The sequence below is a fragment of the Paenibacillus septentrionalis genome (genome assembly GCF_042659865.1).
Taxonomy (GTDB): Bacteria; Bacillota; Bacilli; order Paenibacillales; family Paenibacillaceae; genus Pristimantibacillus; species Pristimantibacillus septentrionalis.
Genome location: NZ_JBHSTE010000008.1, coordinates 24,692 through 39,560 on the forward strand (window position 1 = coordinate 24,692; position 14,869 = coordinate 39,560).

Annotated in this window: 11 protein-coding genes; all 11 read right to left on the reverse strand. The window is 46.8% G+C overall.

What is annotated here, in order from left to right:
• Nucleotides 1–253: 253 nt before the first annotated feature.
• The 11 genes from ACFP56_RS19705 to secA all read right to left on the reverse strand — a co-directional run bounded on the left by ACFP56_RS19705 (nt 254) and on the right by secA (nt 14,801).
• Entirely contained in the window at nt 254–1,381 is a 1,128-nt protein-coding gene (locus tag ACFP56_RS19705) for an LCP family protein (RefSeq protein WP_379237831.1), read from the reverse strand.
• Nucleotides 1,382–1,550: 169 nt separating this feature from the next.
• The gene (gene argH, locus ACFP56_RS19710; RefSeq protein WP_379237833.1) at nt 1,551–2,966 is read right to left on the reverse strand and encodes an argininosuccinate lyase; all 1,416 of its coding nucleotides are present in this window, start codon (nt 2,964–2,966) and stop codon (nt 1,551–1,553) included.
• A gap of 67 nt (nt 2,967–3,033) precedes the next feature.
• Nucleotides 3,034–4,266, reverse strand: a complete 1,233-nt coding sequence (locus ACFP56_RS19715; protein WP_379237835.1) for an argininosuccinate synthase — start codon at nt 4,264–4,266, stop codon at nt 3,034–3,036.
• Nucleotides 4,267–4,296: 30 nt separating this feature from the next.
• Nucleotides 4,297–5,253: an ornithine carbamoyltransferase gene (gene argF, locus ACFP56_RS19720; protein ID WP_379237837.1), complete on the reverse strand. Its 957-nt coding sequence runs from the start codon at nt 5,251–5,253 to the stop codon at nt 4,297–4,299.
• 148 nt (nt 5,254–5,401) lie between these two features.
• Entirely contained in the window at nt 5,402–6,589 is a 1,188-nt protein-coding gene (locus ACFP56_RS19725) for an acetylornithine transaminase (RefSeq protein ID WP_379237839.1), read from the reverse strand.
• 13 nt (nt 6,590–6,602) lie between these two features.
• Nucleotides 6,603–7,391 (reverse strand): acetylglutamate kinase, encoded by a 789-nt coding sequence (gene argB / locus ACFP56_RS19730; protein WP_379237841.1) that lies wholly within the window; start codon nt 7,389–7,391, stop codon nt 6,603–6,605.
• A gap of 13 nt (nt 7,392–7,404) precedes the next feature.
• A complete protein-coding gene (gene argJ, locus ACFP56_RS19735; RefSeq protein WP_379237843.1) occupies nt 7,405–8,637 on the reverse strand; it encodes a bifunctional ornithine acetyltransferase/N-acetylglutamate synthase in 1,233 nt (410 codons plus the stop codon).
• 21 nt (nt 8,638–8,658) lie between these two features.
• Complete coding sequence (gene argC / locus ACFP56_RS19740) at nt 8,659–9,708, reverse strand: N-acetyl-gamma-glutamyl-phosphate reductase (RefSeq protein ID WP_379237845.1); 1,050 nt, start codon at nt 9,706–9,708, stop codon at nt 8,659–8,661.
• Between the two features lie 169 nt (nt 9,709–9,877).
• The gene (locus ACFP56_RS19745) at nt 9,878–10,750 is read right to left on the reverse strand and encodes a YitT family protein (protein ID WP_379237847.1); all 873 of its coding nucleotides are present in this window, start codon (nt 10,748–10,750) and stop codon (nt 9,878–9,880) included.
• A gap of 62 nt (nt 10,751–10,812) precedes the next feature.
• A protein-coding gene (gene prfB / locus ACFP56_RS19750) for a peptide chain release factor 2 (RefSeq protein ID WP_379237849.1) occupies nt 10,813–11,923 on the reverse strand; the annotation gives its coding sequence in 2 pieces (ribosomal slippage) (nt 10,813–11,850 and nt 11,852–11,923; 1,110 coding nt in all).
• A 373-nt stretch (nt 11,924–12,296) separates the two neighbouring features.
• Nucleotides 12,297–14,801, reverse strand: a complete 2,505-nt coding sequence (secA, locus tag ACFP56_RS19755) for a preprotein translocase subunit SecA (protein WP_379237851.1) — start codon at nt 14,799–14,801, stop codon at nt 12,297–12,299.
• Nucleotides 14,802–14,869: the final 68 nt, after the last annotated feature.

Sequence of the window (14,869 nt, forward strand, 5' to 3'; positions counted from 1 at the left end):
CAAAGAACCGCAGCGATTAGTCAATTCTCACTTTTCTCATTTTTCCATTTTGCGCATGTTGTCAGTTGTTCTCGAACATTTCTGTAAGGGAAGGCAGGAAATATGTCGTCAGGGACAGTTAGCTTATCGCAACACAAACATACGAGATCAGTCTCGCGTTTAAGTAAACATACAAAAAAGCACAGGCGTTAAGAGCCTGTGCTTGCTATTGTGCTAGTCGTCGTTAAAGCTGGCATCCAGTCTTCAAAAATCGCTAAAGCTCTGCTTCCTCTTGCGGTTCATGCTCCTCGATCTCTAGCGACTTAAACGAATTCCGCAATTCGTTACGTGCTTCATCAGAAAGAATAACATCTCCTTTCGATGAGTACATTTCAGGGAATGGAACGGATTGAAAAGAATCGCTATTAAACACATTGTAATAATTCGTCACCATGGCGTACATATCAGCGTAATCCATATCTGTTTGTACGTTTTCAGAAACGATCGCTAATAATTTTAGTGTCTTCCCGCTGTTTTTCAAAGTAAAAATCTCGTCTGCCAATGCCTTTACCACTTCTTGCTGTTGCTGACCTCGTTCAAAATCGCTGGCAAAGTATCGCCTTCCGCGATCATCCTCACGAAAACGAGCATATCCTAGTGCATCTTCTCCATTTAAGGTTTGCAGTCCTGGTTCGAGATACAAATTGGTCACTCTGTATTTCATTGAGCGTTTTACATCAATTTCGATTCCGCCAACCTCATCAACCAAAGCGACTAATGTATTGAAATTGACCAAAACTGTATTCTGAATGCTTACGTCCAGTATCTCTTCTAATTTATTTCTCGTATTGGCTATCGCACCACTAAGCACAGCTTTATCCATCGTCACGTTTCCTAATTTAATCGTATCTCCGCTTAAAATGGATGGATTGTCTTTGGCCTGTTGCCGGGTGAGGATGTGTCCTTCGCTAAATAAGGAGTTTATTTTAACGATTGACCCACGTGTATTTTCCACTAATAAATCTCTCGGGATTGATAATAATTTTATAGTAGATTGTTGCGGTATAATGTGCAGCACCATTATCGAATCCGTAAGCAGTGCATTGTGATTATCACGATAATCGAGCCCCATAACTAGCAAATAAAAATCTTCATCTTCTTCACTAAACACTGGAGGCGTTTCAATTGGACCATCCTGCTCTGCGTCGATTACAGGCTTAGGTATTATCATTCTATTAATATTTGATGTAATCTGGTAGGCAATTACGCCTGTCGCAAGTAATAGTATACCTGCCGCTATCAATATTACTTTTAGTATTAATTGTTTTCTTTTGCTCTTCTGCGACTTTATTATTCTACTTGATTGCGTCGTGTCATGATCCTCAACTTGCGTGTTCTTCATCTTTCGCACCTACTTTGCCATAAATAACCATAGTAGGATTATACATCATTTTCATATATTTCAAAACACTCAAGATAATTTAGTAGAGGAAGCTAACGCAACAATATAAAAGCGCAAGTGAAAGAGCAATCTGATCACTCTTTCACTTGCGCTTCTTATCCTTATTTCATTACTGACAGCGTTGCATGTAATCCGCTACCCACTCAGCTGTAGCCTGCAGCGCTTGCTCTGCACGACCGATAGCCGCTTCAACCTGCGGCTTCGCCGTACCACCGTATACATTACGAGCATTGACAACCTGCTCTGGCTGCAGCACATCATAAATGCGCTCATCGAACAGCTCAGAGAATTGCTTAAACTCGTCCAGTGCTAAATCAAGCAGGTATTTATTGTTTTCAATACAGTATAGAACCGTTTTACCGATAACCTCATGCGCTTGACGGAAAGGAAGTCCTTTGTTTACGAGGAAATCCGCAATATCTGTCGCATTGGAGAAGTCTTGGTTCACCGCTTGGCGCATGCGGCCCTGGTTCACCTTCATCGTTGCAATCATTGGCGCGAATAGCTGAAGTGCGCCTTGCAGCGTAGTAACGGTATCGAACATGCCTTCCTTATCCTCTTGCATATCCTTGTTATAAGCAAGCGGCAGTGATTTTAATACGGTTAACAGTCCGATTAAATCACCGTATACGCGTCCTGTTTTACCACGAACGAGCTCTGGCACGTCTGGATTTTTCTTTTGCGGCATAATGCTGCTGCCTGTACAGAAGGCATCGTCCAGCTCCACGAAGCTGAACTCAGTGCTTGACCACATAATTAGCTCCTCACTCAAACGAGAAAGGTGCATCATAATGATCGAAGCATCTGCCAAAAACTCCAAAATGAAATCACGGTCACTTACTGCGTCTAAGCTGTTCTCGTATACACGATCAAAGTTTAGCTGCTCTGCTACGAAGTGACGATCAATCGGGAATGTCGTACCCGCCAATGCACCAGCGCCAAGTGGAAGCACGTTAATGCGCTTGTAGCTGTCCTGCAGACGCTCGATATCACGACCAAACATCGAGACATACGCCATCATATGGTGCGCGAACAGAATCGGCTGTGCGCGCTGCAAATGGGTATAGCCCGGTACAATCGTATCGATATTCGCTTTCGCTTGACCAATCAGCGCTTCCTGCAGCTTGCGAAGCAGCTCAACAAATTCTACTACACGCTTGCGCAGCCACAAATGCATATCTGTCGCAACCTGGTCATTGCGGCTGCGTCCAGTATGAAGCTTGCCGCCTACAGGGCCAACATCCTCAATAAGTGCCTTTTCGATATTCATATGAATGTCTTCATCGCTAACTGAAAACTGCTGCTCGCCTGCGCGAATGCGCTCCAGTACGCGCTGTAGACCTGCTTTAATCGTTTCTACATCCTCTTGTGGTACAATACCTTGCTTGCCAAGCATCGTGACATGCGCAAGACTGCCTTGAATATCCTCTTCAGCAAGTGCCTTATCGAATGTAATTGATGCTGTATATTCTTCAACTAATTGGTCCGTTTTTTTCGTAAAACGACCGCCCCAAAGCTTGCTCACTTGTCCACGACTCCTTACCTTTTTAGCCTAGCAGAGTTGCTTTACCCTACATGTCTTAAGCTCAACTCTACTTGCTTTGATTTACCCCAGCAGAAACCTTCAAGCGAAGCGCATTTAGGCGAATGAAGCCTGTTGCATCTCCTTGATCATAAGCTTGAGACGGATCTGCCTCCATCGTTGCGATATCAGGGTTGTAAAGGCTGACTGGGCTTTGCACGCCAGCGCCGATTACATTTCCTTTATACAGCTTCAAGCGAACGACGCCGGAAACATTTTTCTGAGATTCTGTTACAAGGGCTTGCAAGGCCAAGCGCTCTGGCGCGAACCAGAAGCCGTTGTATACAAGCTCACTGTACTTGGAGATCAAGGAGTCACGAAGATGCATCACTTCGCGGTCCATCGTTAGAGATTCCATTTTGCGATGCGCAGTGAACAGGATTGTTCCGCCTGGCGTCTCATACACGCCGCGGCTCTTCATGCCTACGAAGCGGTTTTCAACCATATCAACGCGGCCGATGCCGTGCTTACCGCCAAGCTCGTTAAGCTTTTCCATCACGTCAAGCGGAGACAATTGCTCACCATTGATCGCAACGCAGTTGCCTTGCTCGAACGTCAGCTCAACGTATTCCGCCTGATCCGGTGCACGCTCTGGCGAAACGCTCAGCACGTACATCTCTTCGTTTTCTTCAGAGCTTGGATCAAACCAAGGATCTTCAAGGACGCCGCTCTCAAAGCTGATATGAAGAAGATTGCGGTCAGTGGAATAGGGCTTAGCTGCAGATGCAGATACAGGGATGCCGTGTTTTTCAGCAAATGCAATCATTTCCGCACGTCCCGGGAAATCTGAGCGGAATTGTTCAAGGCGCCATGGCGCAATAACGTCAATCTCAGGTGCTAACGCAGCAACGCCCAGCTCAAAACGAACCTGGTCATTCCCTTTGCCTGTTGCACCATGCGCAATGTATTTCGCACCTTCAGCACGCGCAATTTCGACCATGCGCTTTGCGATAAGCGGTCGAGCAATTGAAGTGCCTAGCAGGTATTGTCCCTCGTACATTGTGCCTGCCTGGAACATTGGGAAAATAAAATCTTTCGCGAACTCCTCACGAAGATCGTCGATGTAGACCTTGGAAGCGCCTGTTTTAAGCGCCTTTTCCTCTAGACCATCAAGCTCTTCCTTTTGACCGATATCGGCAGTAAATGCGATAATTTCCGCATCGTATGTTTCCTTAAGCCACTTCAAAATGATGGATGTATCCAGTCCACCAGAATAGGCTAATACAATTTTATCCTTTGCCATCTTGAACCCTCTCCTTCAGCTTATATAAAATTAAGACATAATCGCTGCCATAACCGCTTTTTGCGCGTGCAGACGATTTTCAGCCTGATCGAAAATAATAGAATGCTCGCCATCAATTACACTCTCGGTTACTTCTTCACCGCGGTGTGCCGGCAGGCAGTGCATGAACATAAAGTTCGGGCTTGCATGCTTAACAAGTTCTTCGTCTACCTGATAGTTAGCGAATGCTAGCTCGCGTTCCTTTTGCTCGGCTTCTTGACCCATGCTTGCCCATACATCCGTATAGACGAAATGAGCGCCTTGAATCGCTTCCTTCGGATCACGACATACAACGATTTTCGCCCCGGTTTCCTCTGCAACTGCCATCGTTTGTGCAATAATATCCTCATCCGGCTCATAGCCTTCAGGCGTCGCTATGGACATATCAATGCCAAGCTTAGCTGCACCCATCATCAACGAGTGTACCATATTGTTGCCATCGCCGATATAAGCCAGCTTCACGCCATCAAACGAGCCATGCTTTTCATAGATCGTCTGGAAATCAGCAAGCGCCTGACAAGGATGAGACAGGTCCGTTAATCCGTTAATAACAGGAATGGTTGCGCCACGCGCCAGTTCAACAACCTTGCGATGCTCAAATGTGCGGATCATAATACCATCTAGATAACGGGATAGCGTCTGCGCTGTATCAAGTATCGTTTCTCCGCGACCGATCTGCAAATCGTTGCCGCTTAAGAATAGCCCTTGACCGCCCAGCTGATAGATGCCTACCTCGAATGAAACACGCGTACGCGTAGAGGATTTTTCAAAAATAAGACCGATTGTTTTTCCTTGCAGCAGCTTGTGATCCTCGCCTGCTTTTTGCTTAGCCTTCAGCTCAATAGCCAAGTCTATCAAATATTGAATCTCTTCTTGAGTAAAATCGACAAGCATTAAAAAGTCTCTGCCCTTCATGCTTTGTGCGATCTCTTCTTTCATTCTAACCATATGTAATGCCTCCTTTTGCTGACAAGACGAAAGCTGATGACGTTAAGCACGCACCAGCATTCTGCCTGTCTATCCGTTCTATCATCATTTAACGCATCATGATCAAAGCTTAATCATTTAACGTCGTTTCAAAATTAACATTTCAGCATCAACGCTTCAGCAAGATCTCCGCCAAAATTGAAACGGCTTGATCGATCTCTTCATTAGTTACAAGCAAATTAGGAAGCAGGCGGATCACATTCGGTCCAGCAGTTATGACTAGAAGTCCTTGCTGCTGAGCCTCTACGATCAGATCGCCAACGGGCTCCTTGCACTCAATCCCTACGATCAAGCCCAGACCGCGCACTTCTGTAACAAACGAAGAGTCTGCAAGCTTGCTGCGAAGCTGATCCATCAGGTACTGCCCTTGCTTCGCTGCACGAGCAGGCAGCTGCTCGCCAACAACGGTTTCAAGCGTTGCCTTAACCGCTGCCGTAGCGATTGGCGTTCCGCCAAAGGTTGACCCGTGACTGCCAGCTGTAAAGGCTTCACGAAGTGCTTCCTTGGCAGCCATTGCCCCTACCGGGAAGCCGCTGCCCAAGCCTTTTGCCATTGTGAAAATGTCTGGTTCAATGCCAAAATGCTCGTATGCGAACAGCTTGCCTGTTCTTCCGATTCCAGTTTGAATTTCATCAACAATAAGTAAAATGCCTTCAGCCTTACATAGTGCTGCGACAGCTTGAATGTAATCACGGTCAACTGGATGAATCCCACCTTCAGCCTGCACCATTTCCAGCATGACTGCCGCTGTTTCAGAGGTAATAGCAGCCTTCAATGCCTCAAGATCGTTAAGCTCAATATGCTTAAAGCCAGCTGGCAGCGGACCAAAGCCTTCCTTTACTTTCTCCTGTCCGGTTGCAGTCAAGGTAGCTAATGTGCGGCCATGGAACGATTGATGGAACGTAATAATCTCAAACCGTCCGTTGCCCTTCACCTTTTGCTGATAGCGACGTGCCAGCTTAATCGCTGCTTCATTCGCTTCAGCGCCTGAGTTGCAAAAAAACACCGCATCCGCGCAGCTGTTGTCCGTAATCAACTTTGCTGCCTCAGCTTGATTAGGAATTTGAAATAAATTTGAAATATGCCATAGCTGATCAAGCTGAGCCATTAATGCTTCTTTCACCTTTTGCGGGGCATGCCCTAAGTTAGTGACTGCAATCCCGCTCATAAAATCCAAATATTTATTGCCCTCGCTGTCCCATAGCCAGCTTCCTTCGCCTTTTACAATTGCTTGCGGATATCTGGCATACGTCGGAAACAATGATTGTCCCGCTACCTCAATCGTACCTTGACTCATCACGAACACCTCACTATTGCTTAATAACCGTACCTACACCGCCTGCCTTAACCGCCTCTGTCAATACGCCCTCTTGTGCGCCACTAACAATGACAACCTCCTGCACATTGCCCTGCAAACAAGCAATTGCTGCCCGAACCTTCGGAATCATTCCGCCATATATTTCGCCAGTCACAATCATCTCTTCGATCTCGGCAACGGTCACGCTCGGAAGCGTGATCTTTTGCCCGTCTACTGTCTTCATAATGCCTGGTACATCCGTGACGACTATCATACGCGATACGCCAAGCTGCGAAGCAACTGCGCCAGCAGCCGTATCCGCATTGATATTATAACGCTGACCGCTTTCATCTATCCCAATTGGGGCAATTACTGGAATATACCCCATGTTCATAATACCTTCTACAATTGTAGCATTAACCGTCGTTACATCTCCAACGAAGCCAATTTCAGAAGCATTCGCTACCGGTCGAGCCTTGATCAGCATGCCATCCACACCGGATAGGCCAATTGTTTTGGCGCCGTTCGTTTCCATTTTGCGTACAATTTCCTTATTAATTCGACCGGCAAGCACCATCTCAACGACATCGAGCACTTGATCGTTTGTCTTGCGCAAGCCCTGTACGAATTCTGTCTCGATACCGAGCTTATCCAGCGTCTCGGAAATCGCAGGGCCCCCGCCATGTACAATAACGGGCGAGATGCCGCTGTTTTGCAGCTCACGCAATTCAGCAAAAAAGCTGTCTGGCAGTGCCGCAAGCGTACTTCCGCCGCATTTCATTACAAAACGTTGTGTTGTCATGATTTGCTCCTCCTTACGTTCGATACGCTGCGTTGATTCGCACGTAATCGTACGTTAAATCACAGCCCCAAGCTACAGCCTTCCCTTGATTCATATGAAGCTGTACTGAGATCACAACGGTATCGCCCTTCAAATAATCCAATGCGGCATCCTCATCAAACGCAACCGGAGAGGATTGACGCAGTGTTACAATATCGCCCAATGCAATATCTACCGTGTCTGGATTAACGGGCTGACCCGCGCGACCAACCGCTGCAATAATACGACCCCAGTTGGCATCAGCTCCAAATACCGCTGATTTCACCAACGAAGAGCCAATAATCGTTTTTGCGATCGCTTGCGCAGATTCATCGCTGACTGCTCCTTCAACACGAACCTCGACCAGCTTAGTAGCCCCTTCACCATCACGCGCAATGGCCTTCGCCAAATGAACACAGACATGTGTCAGAGCTGCCTTGAAGGCCTCCCATGCAGGATGAGATTCCGTTAGCGTTTGGTTGCCTGCTAATCCGCTGGCCATTGCGACAAGCATATCGTTCGTGCTTGTATCTCCATCTACTGTAATCATATTAAAGCTTAGATCGGTTACTTGACGAAGCAGCTTCTGCAATGCGTCCGGCTCGATGCTTGCATCCGTTGTTACAAAGCCAAGCATGGTTGCCATATTGGGATGTATCATTCCCGATCCTTTGGCTGCACCGCCAATACGAACCTTTTTCCCATCAATCGTAAGCTCAACGCCAATTGTTTTTTTAACAAGATCAGTCGTCAAAATTGCTTGACTGAAATCCTCTGCTCCTTGCTCTCCAGCTTCTAGCACAGCAGGGAGCTTCTCAATGCCGCCCAGCACACGATCCATCTTAAGCAGCTCACCGATTACACCCGTTGAAGCAACTGCAACCTCATCGTGCGCCACACCGATTTTATCGGCAAATGCATTGCGCATCGTATAAGCGTCAGCCTCGCCTTGCGCCCCCGTACAAGCATTGGCATTGCCGCTGTTAACAATGACAGCGCGCAGCTTGCCGCTGCTTGCAATGCTTTCACGCGTCACCTTAATCGGCGCAGCCTGAAACACGTTCGTCGTGTAGACCGCTGCAGCTGCAGCAGGAACCTCACATACAATCGCGCCAAGATCGTGACGATCTGTTTTTTTCAATCCACAATGCAATCCACCTGCTGAAAAACCGATCGGGGAAGTGACAGAGCCTTCCTCTACTACTGTAAACAACTGTCCTTCTGGCATATCTACTCGATCTCCTTATCGTTAAGGATAGACGGGAACAAACTGCAAACCTAGCGTCTCGTCCCAACCCATCATTAGATTCATATTTTGAATAGCCTGACCTGCTGCGCCTTTAACTAGATTGTCTATTACCGAAATGATCGTAACGCGATTCGTACGTTTATCAATTGAGAAACCGATATCGCAATAGTTGGAGCCCCAAACTTCCTTCGTAGCTGGCAATTGGCCAACTGGACGAATACGTACAAATGAACGGCCCTCATAGTATTGTTCATATAGACGCACAAGCTCTGCTTCCGTTACATCGCTTGTTAGCTTGGCATAGATCGTTGCCATAATGCCTCGCGTCATAGGTACGAGATGAGTCGTAAAGCTGACGGTAACCTGTTCAGCTGCTACTTGAGAGAGCACCATTTCAATTTCGGGAATATGCTGATGCTGATTCACTTTATAAGCTTTGAAATTCTCATTGATTTCAGAGTAGTGCGTGCCTAGCGATGCACCGCGGCCTGCGCCTGATTGACCCGTTTTCGCATCGATTACAAGCGTGCTGTGATCGATAATCCCGCCATGCAAGGCAGGTACAATGCCAAGTAGTGTTGCTGTAGGGAAGCAGCCTGGATTAGAGATAAACGGCTGATCCACGACTTGCTCACCATAAACCTCAGCCAGACCAAACACCGCCTGATCAAGATCGCCTTGCTCAGCTGCTGGTTTCTTATACCATTGCTCATAAACCGCACGATCCTTAATACGAAAATCTCCAGACAAATCAATAACCTTTAAGCCTGCCGCCAAATATTGCGGGGCAAGCTTCGAGGCAACACCAGCTGGAGTAGCCAAAAACACAAGATCAGCCTTCTGCTTAATAAGCTGTGGATCTACATCATCCAGCACTTCCTCACGAATTCCTTGCAAATGCGGATAACCGTCAGTCACCAGTGAGCCTGCACTGGAGGATGAAATAACGGAAGTAATTTCCGCATTCGGATGAGACTGCAGCAAGCGCATCAACTCTACCCCGCCATAGCCTGTCGAACCAACAATCGCAATTTTAAGCTTGTTACTCATCGTACTGCTCCTCTCTCATCCGTTTATATTAATGCTATCGCTAGCTTTATAGAAATGTCCATTAGACCCATTACACTATTTTACAATAGATAGATACGAAAATGAATATGCATAACATTGTATTATTATACATACTGACTTATAAAAATACAATGTTCATTTTCACTATTTATTTTTGGTACGGCTTGAAGCCTTCTCCGAGCACTTCTGCCGTGCTGCTTATTATAACAAAGGCGCTGGGATCATGCTTGGCAACCGTTTGCTTCAGCCTTGCCACCTCATTTTGCGCAACAACGACCATGATCACATTGCGCGCCTGTCCAGTATAACCGCCTTCCCCTTTCAGCTTCGTTAATCCACGATCGAGATCATTCAAAATGAGCTTCTCCAGCTCCTCTGATCGCTCGCTAATAATGAATGCGACCTTGGACAGTTGAAGACCATTTTGTGCAAAGTCAATCGTTTTACTCGTGACAAACAAGGAAATGAGTGCATAGAGCGCCACCTCTGGCGAGATGATAATGGCTGTTCCGATAATAACAGCACCATCGAAGCAAACAACAGCTAGGTTATACGGGATGCCTGTTAGTCTATGTAGCATTTGCGCAGCGAGATCGAGTCCACCTGTCGACCCGCCGCCTCGAAATACAATTGCAAGTCCCAAGCCCACACCAATTCCGCCATAAATAGCCGCTAATAATGGATTTTGTGTTGGCGTAGGGATATGTGAGGTTAGCAAAACATAGAACGGAAATACAGTGGAACCAAGTAATGATTTGGCTCCGAATTTTTTACCGAGTATGAGAATGGCTGCAATAAATAATGGAATGTTAAGCAGCCACTGGGTAACGGCTGGCTGAACGCCGGCTACACGCTCCACTAGAACGGATACACCGGCTACACCGCCGGACGCAATCCCATTAGGTCGCAAAAAAAGGTTGAAGCTTACCGCTAAGATTAGCGCCCCGATCAGAACCTGAGCGATATTCCATGTGAGCTGCATCGCTGGAGAGAGCGTTCTTGTTTTACGTTTGTGCTTCATACATGTCTGTTCCTTTCCAATAGAAAGGGAGAGCTGCACAATAGTGAAACTCTCCCCTTACGTTATGCCTGTTGTTTAATCTGGCTTCGCAAAAAGCCGTCAATGAATGGATCAAGATCGCCATCCATTACCGCTCCGACATTTCCTGTTTCGACGGACGTGCGGTGATCCTTCACCATGCTGTATGGATGGAATACATAGGAGCGAATTTGGCTGCCCCAGGCGATTTCCGATTGTTCCCCGCGAATCTCGGCCAGCTCCTTCATTTGCTCTTCAATCTTGCGCTCGTAGAGCTTGGAACGAAGCATTTTCATAGCGCGATCACGGTTGGCAATCTGCGAACGCTCCTGCTGACAAGCTACAACGATACCCGTCGGCAAATGCGTAATTCGAATTGCGGATTCCGTCTTATTGACGTGCTGTCCACCAGCACCGCTGGCACGATACGTATCTACCTTCAAATCCTCGGTACGAATTTCGATCTCAATCGTATCATCGATCTCCGGCACGACATCACAGGATACGAAGGAGGTGTGACGGCGTCCTGCAGAATCGAATGGCGAGATACGTACAAGGCGATGCACGCCTTTTTCCGCTTTCAGGTAGCCATAAGCGTTGTAGCCCTTCACCAGCATGCTGACGCTTTTTATGCCCGCTTCATCACCAGGCTGATAGTCGAGCAGCTCGACTTTAAAGCCGCGTTTCTCCGCCCAGCGTGTATACATGCGGTACAGCATCATGCCCCAGTCCTGCGACTCGGTGCCGCCAGCACCCGGATGAAGCTCTACGATCGCATTTAGACGGTCATAGGGCTGATTAAGCAGAAGCTGCAGCTCAAATTCCGATAGCTTGCTGGAAAGTGCCGATACGCCCTCCACCAGCTCAGCAGCCATTTCTTCATCCTTCTCTTCCTCCACAAGCTCAAGCATCATCTCAAGATCCTGCTGCTCGTTATGAAGCTTAGTGTACTGATCAACCACAGATTTTACTGCATTGAGCTCCGAGATAATCGACTGCGCACGATCATTGTCATCCCAAAAATCAGGCATGGACATCTTTTCCTCGAAGTTTTCGATCATCTCTTGCTTCAATTCTAAGTCAAAGAGACCCCCTAAGCGTCTCTAGTCTTGTAACCATTTCACGAAGCTCTTGCTTTACCGTAACATCTATCATCGTTCATCGAACTCCTAAAGTTATCAAATTTCAAGAACGCGATGCCGAGCATCGCCATCAAAGGTCCAAGAAGATTGGACGATACCAATAAGCGAGGAACGCAGCGTACGTTTTTGGTACGTGAGGACCGCAGCTTGCGGTACCGTTCAATCTTCGCCGCTAAAGTCGAGTTTTTGAGTTACATCTTCAAATAAAAGTTCAAAAAGCTCGGCTTTCAGGACCAAGAAGATTGGACGATACTAGAAACCGAGGCGCGGAGTGTAGGTCTTTACTACACGAGCACCGCAGGTATCGGTAGCGTTCAAGCTTCGCCGTCGACTACGCTACAAAGCCAGGCGTCGTCATCAAAGTCGAGCTTTTTGAACTACATCTACTATTTGCCGTGACATTGCTTGTATTTCTTGCCACTCCCACACGGACACAGATCGTTACGTCCTACGCGGTCATCGCGTTTAACTGGACGCTTCACGCCTTCTTCGCCACCGCCGCTTGTAGAAGAGGTTTGACCCTTCACAACCTCTTGACGCTCCAGATTACTTTCCACTCTAGCCTTCATAATATACTTCGTTACTTCTTCCTGAATGGTAGCAATCATATCCTGGAACATCTCAAAGCCTTCGAACTGATACTCACGAAGCGGATCTGTACCGCCATATGCACGCAAATGAATACCTTGACGCAAATGATCCATCGCATCAATATGATCCATCCACTTCGAGTCAACCGCACGAAGCACGACAACCTTCTCAAATTCACGCATCATTTCACCAAGCTCTTGCTCGCGCTTGTCATATGCTTCAACGACCTTGCTGTAGATCGTCTCTACAATCTCTTCTTTTTCCTTGCCCCAGATGTCTTCACGTGTCAAGCTGCCTTCTTCAAGCAGATTAGCGTGCACGTAGTCAATAATAGCTTGTAGATCCCACTCTTCCGGAATATCCTCTACGCAATGTGCCTCAACTGTACGCTCAATAACGGGCTTGATCATATCCATGACTTCATCACGAATATTCGCAGACTCTAGAATATCGCGGCGCTGCTTATAAATAACCTCACGCTGCTGATTCATAACATCATCATATTGCAGGACGATTTTACGTGTATCGAAGTTGTTGCCCTCTACGCGTTTTTGCGCGGATTCAACAGCACGCGTAATCATGCGGCTTTCGATCGGTTGATCCTCTTCAAGACCAAGACGATCCATCATCGCCATTATGTTTTCCGCACCGAAACGACGCATCAACTCATCTTCAAGCGATAAATAAAACTGAGATGAACCCGGATCTCCCTGACGACCGGCACGACCACGAAGCTGATTATCGATACGACGGCTTTCATGACGCTCTGTACCAATAATATGCAGACCACCAACATCTGCAACACCTTCGCCAAGCAAAATATCCGTACCACGACCAGCCATATTCGTTGCAATTGTAACCGCGCCTGGCTGACCCGCACGAGAAATAATCTCCGCTTCCTCAGCATGGAACTTTGCATTTAGCACCTTATGCTGCACGCCACGGCGCTTTAGCATCTCAGAAAGAACCTCTGAATTTTCGATTGAAATTGTACCGACTAGTATCGGCTGATTTTTCTTGTGACGCTCAACAATTTCCTCAACTACCGCCTTAAATTTGCCTGCAACAGATTTGTACACAACATCCGGCATGTCCTGACGAATATTTGGACGGTTTGTAGGAATTTGAATAACATCAAGTCCATAAATTTTACGGAACTCTTCTTCCTCTGTTTTCGCTGTACCTGTCATACCAGATAGCTTGCGATACATGCGGAAGTAGTTCTGGAACGTAATCGTAGCAAGTGTCATGCTTTCATTTTGAACCTTAAGCTCTTCCTTCGCTTCGATTGCTTGATGCAAGCCATCGCTATAGCGGCGACCAGCCATAAGGCGGCCTGTAAATTCATCAACAATGACCACTTCTTCATTTTCAACAACATAATCTACATCGCGCTTCATAATGTAGTTTGCTTTCAGAGCTTGTTGAATATGGTGGTTTATTGTAACATTGGCATGATCAAACAGGTTTTCAATGCCAAATTGACGCTCTGCCTTCGCAACCCCTTCTTCGGTCAGCATCACGTTCTTAAGCTTAATATCTATGGTGAAATCTTCTTCTTGCTTCATACGGGACACCAGACGCTGAGCTGCATGGTATAGCTCTGTTGATTTGGCAGCTTGTCCAGAGATAATAAGTGGCGTTCTCGCTTCGTCAATCAGGATGGAGTCGACCTCGTCAATGATCGCATACTGAAGCGGACGCTGAACCATTTGCTCTTTGTAGAGCACCATGTTGTCGCGCAAGTAATCAAAGCCGAATTCGTTGTTTGTACCGTACGTAATGTCGCAAGCATAAGCCGCTTGCTTTTCTGCATGAGAAAGACCGTGCAGGTTACAGCCTACCGTTAGCCCTAAAAACTCGTATAGCTCACCCATCACCTTACTATCGCGCTCGGCCAAGTAGCTGTTCACCGTAATAACATGAACCCCTTTGCCTGCAAGAGCGTTCAAATAAACTGGAAGTGTCGCAACGAGTGTTTTACCTTCCCCTGTTTTCATCTCTGCGATTTTACCTTCGTGCAGAACCATACCACCTAGAAGCTGAACATCAAAGTGGCGCATGTTAAGCACGCGCTTAGAGGCTTCACGTGTCGTAGCAAAGGCTTCTGGCAATAGATCGTCCAGCGTTTCGCCTTTAGCCAGTCTTGCTTTAAACTCCTCTGTTTTTGCGCGCAATTGCTCATCAGAGAGCGCTTGATATTGCGGCTCCATCGCATTTATTTTTTCAACGACTTTGGAGAGTCGTTTAATTTCTTTCTCGTTATAGTCACCAAATATCTTTTTAACCAATCCGAGCATGGCTTTCCCCTTCCGATTTGTACGACTTATGGTTAAGATTTTAACAGTTTGTTGCAGTAATCGCAATG

Coding starts and splice junctions, on each gene's coding strand:
- argF (WP_379237837.1), bottom strand. CDS start 5,253: ATGGTTAGAATGAAAGAAGAGATCGCACAAAGCATGAAGGGCAGAGAC.
- ACFP56_RS19745 (WP_379237847.1), bottom strand. CDS start 10,750: ATGAAGCACAAACGTAAAACAAGAACGCTCTCTCCAGCGATGCAGCTC.
- secA (WP_379237851.1), bottom strand. CDS start 14,801: ATGCTCGGATTGGTTAAAAAGATATTTGGTGACTATAACGAGAAAGAA.
- argC (WP_379237845.1), bottom strand. CDS start 9,708: ATGAGTAACAAGCTTAAAATTGCGATTGTTGGTTCGACAGGCTATGGC.
- ACFP56_RS19705 (WP_379237831.1), bottom strand. CDS start 1,381: ATGAAGAACACGCAAGTTGAGGATCATGACACGACGCAATCAAGTAGA.
- argJ (WP_379237843.1), bottom strand. CDS start 8,637: ATGCCAGAAGGACAGTTGTTTACAGTAGTAGAGGAAGGCTCTGTCACT.
- argB (WP_379237841.1), bottom strand. CDS start 7,391: ATGACAACACAACGTTTTGTAATGAAATGCGGCGGAAGTACGCTTGCG.
- ACFP56_RS19725 (WP_379237839.1), bottom strand. CDS start 6,589: ATGAGTCAAGGTACGATTGAGGTAGCGGGACAATCATTGTTTCCGACG.
- ACFP56_RS19715 (WP_379237835.1), bottom strand. CDS start 4,266: ATGGCAAAGGATAAAATTGTATTAGCCTATTCTGGTGGACTGGATACA.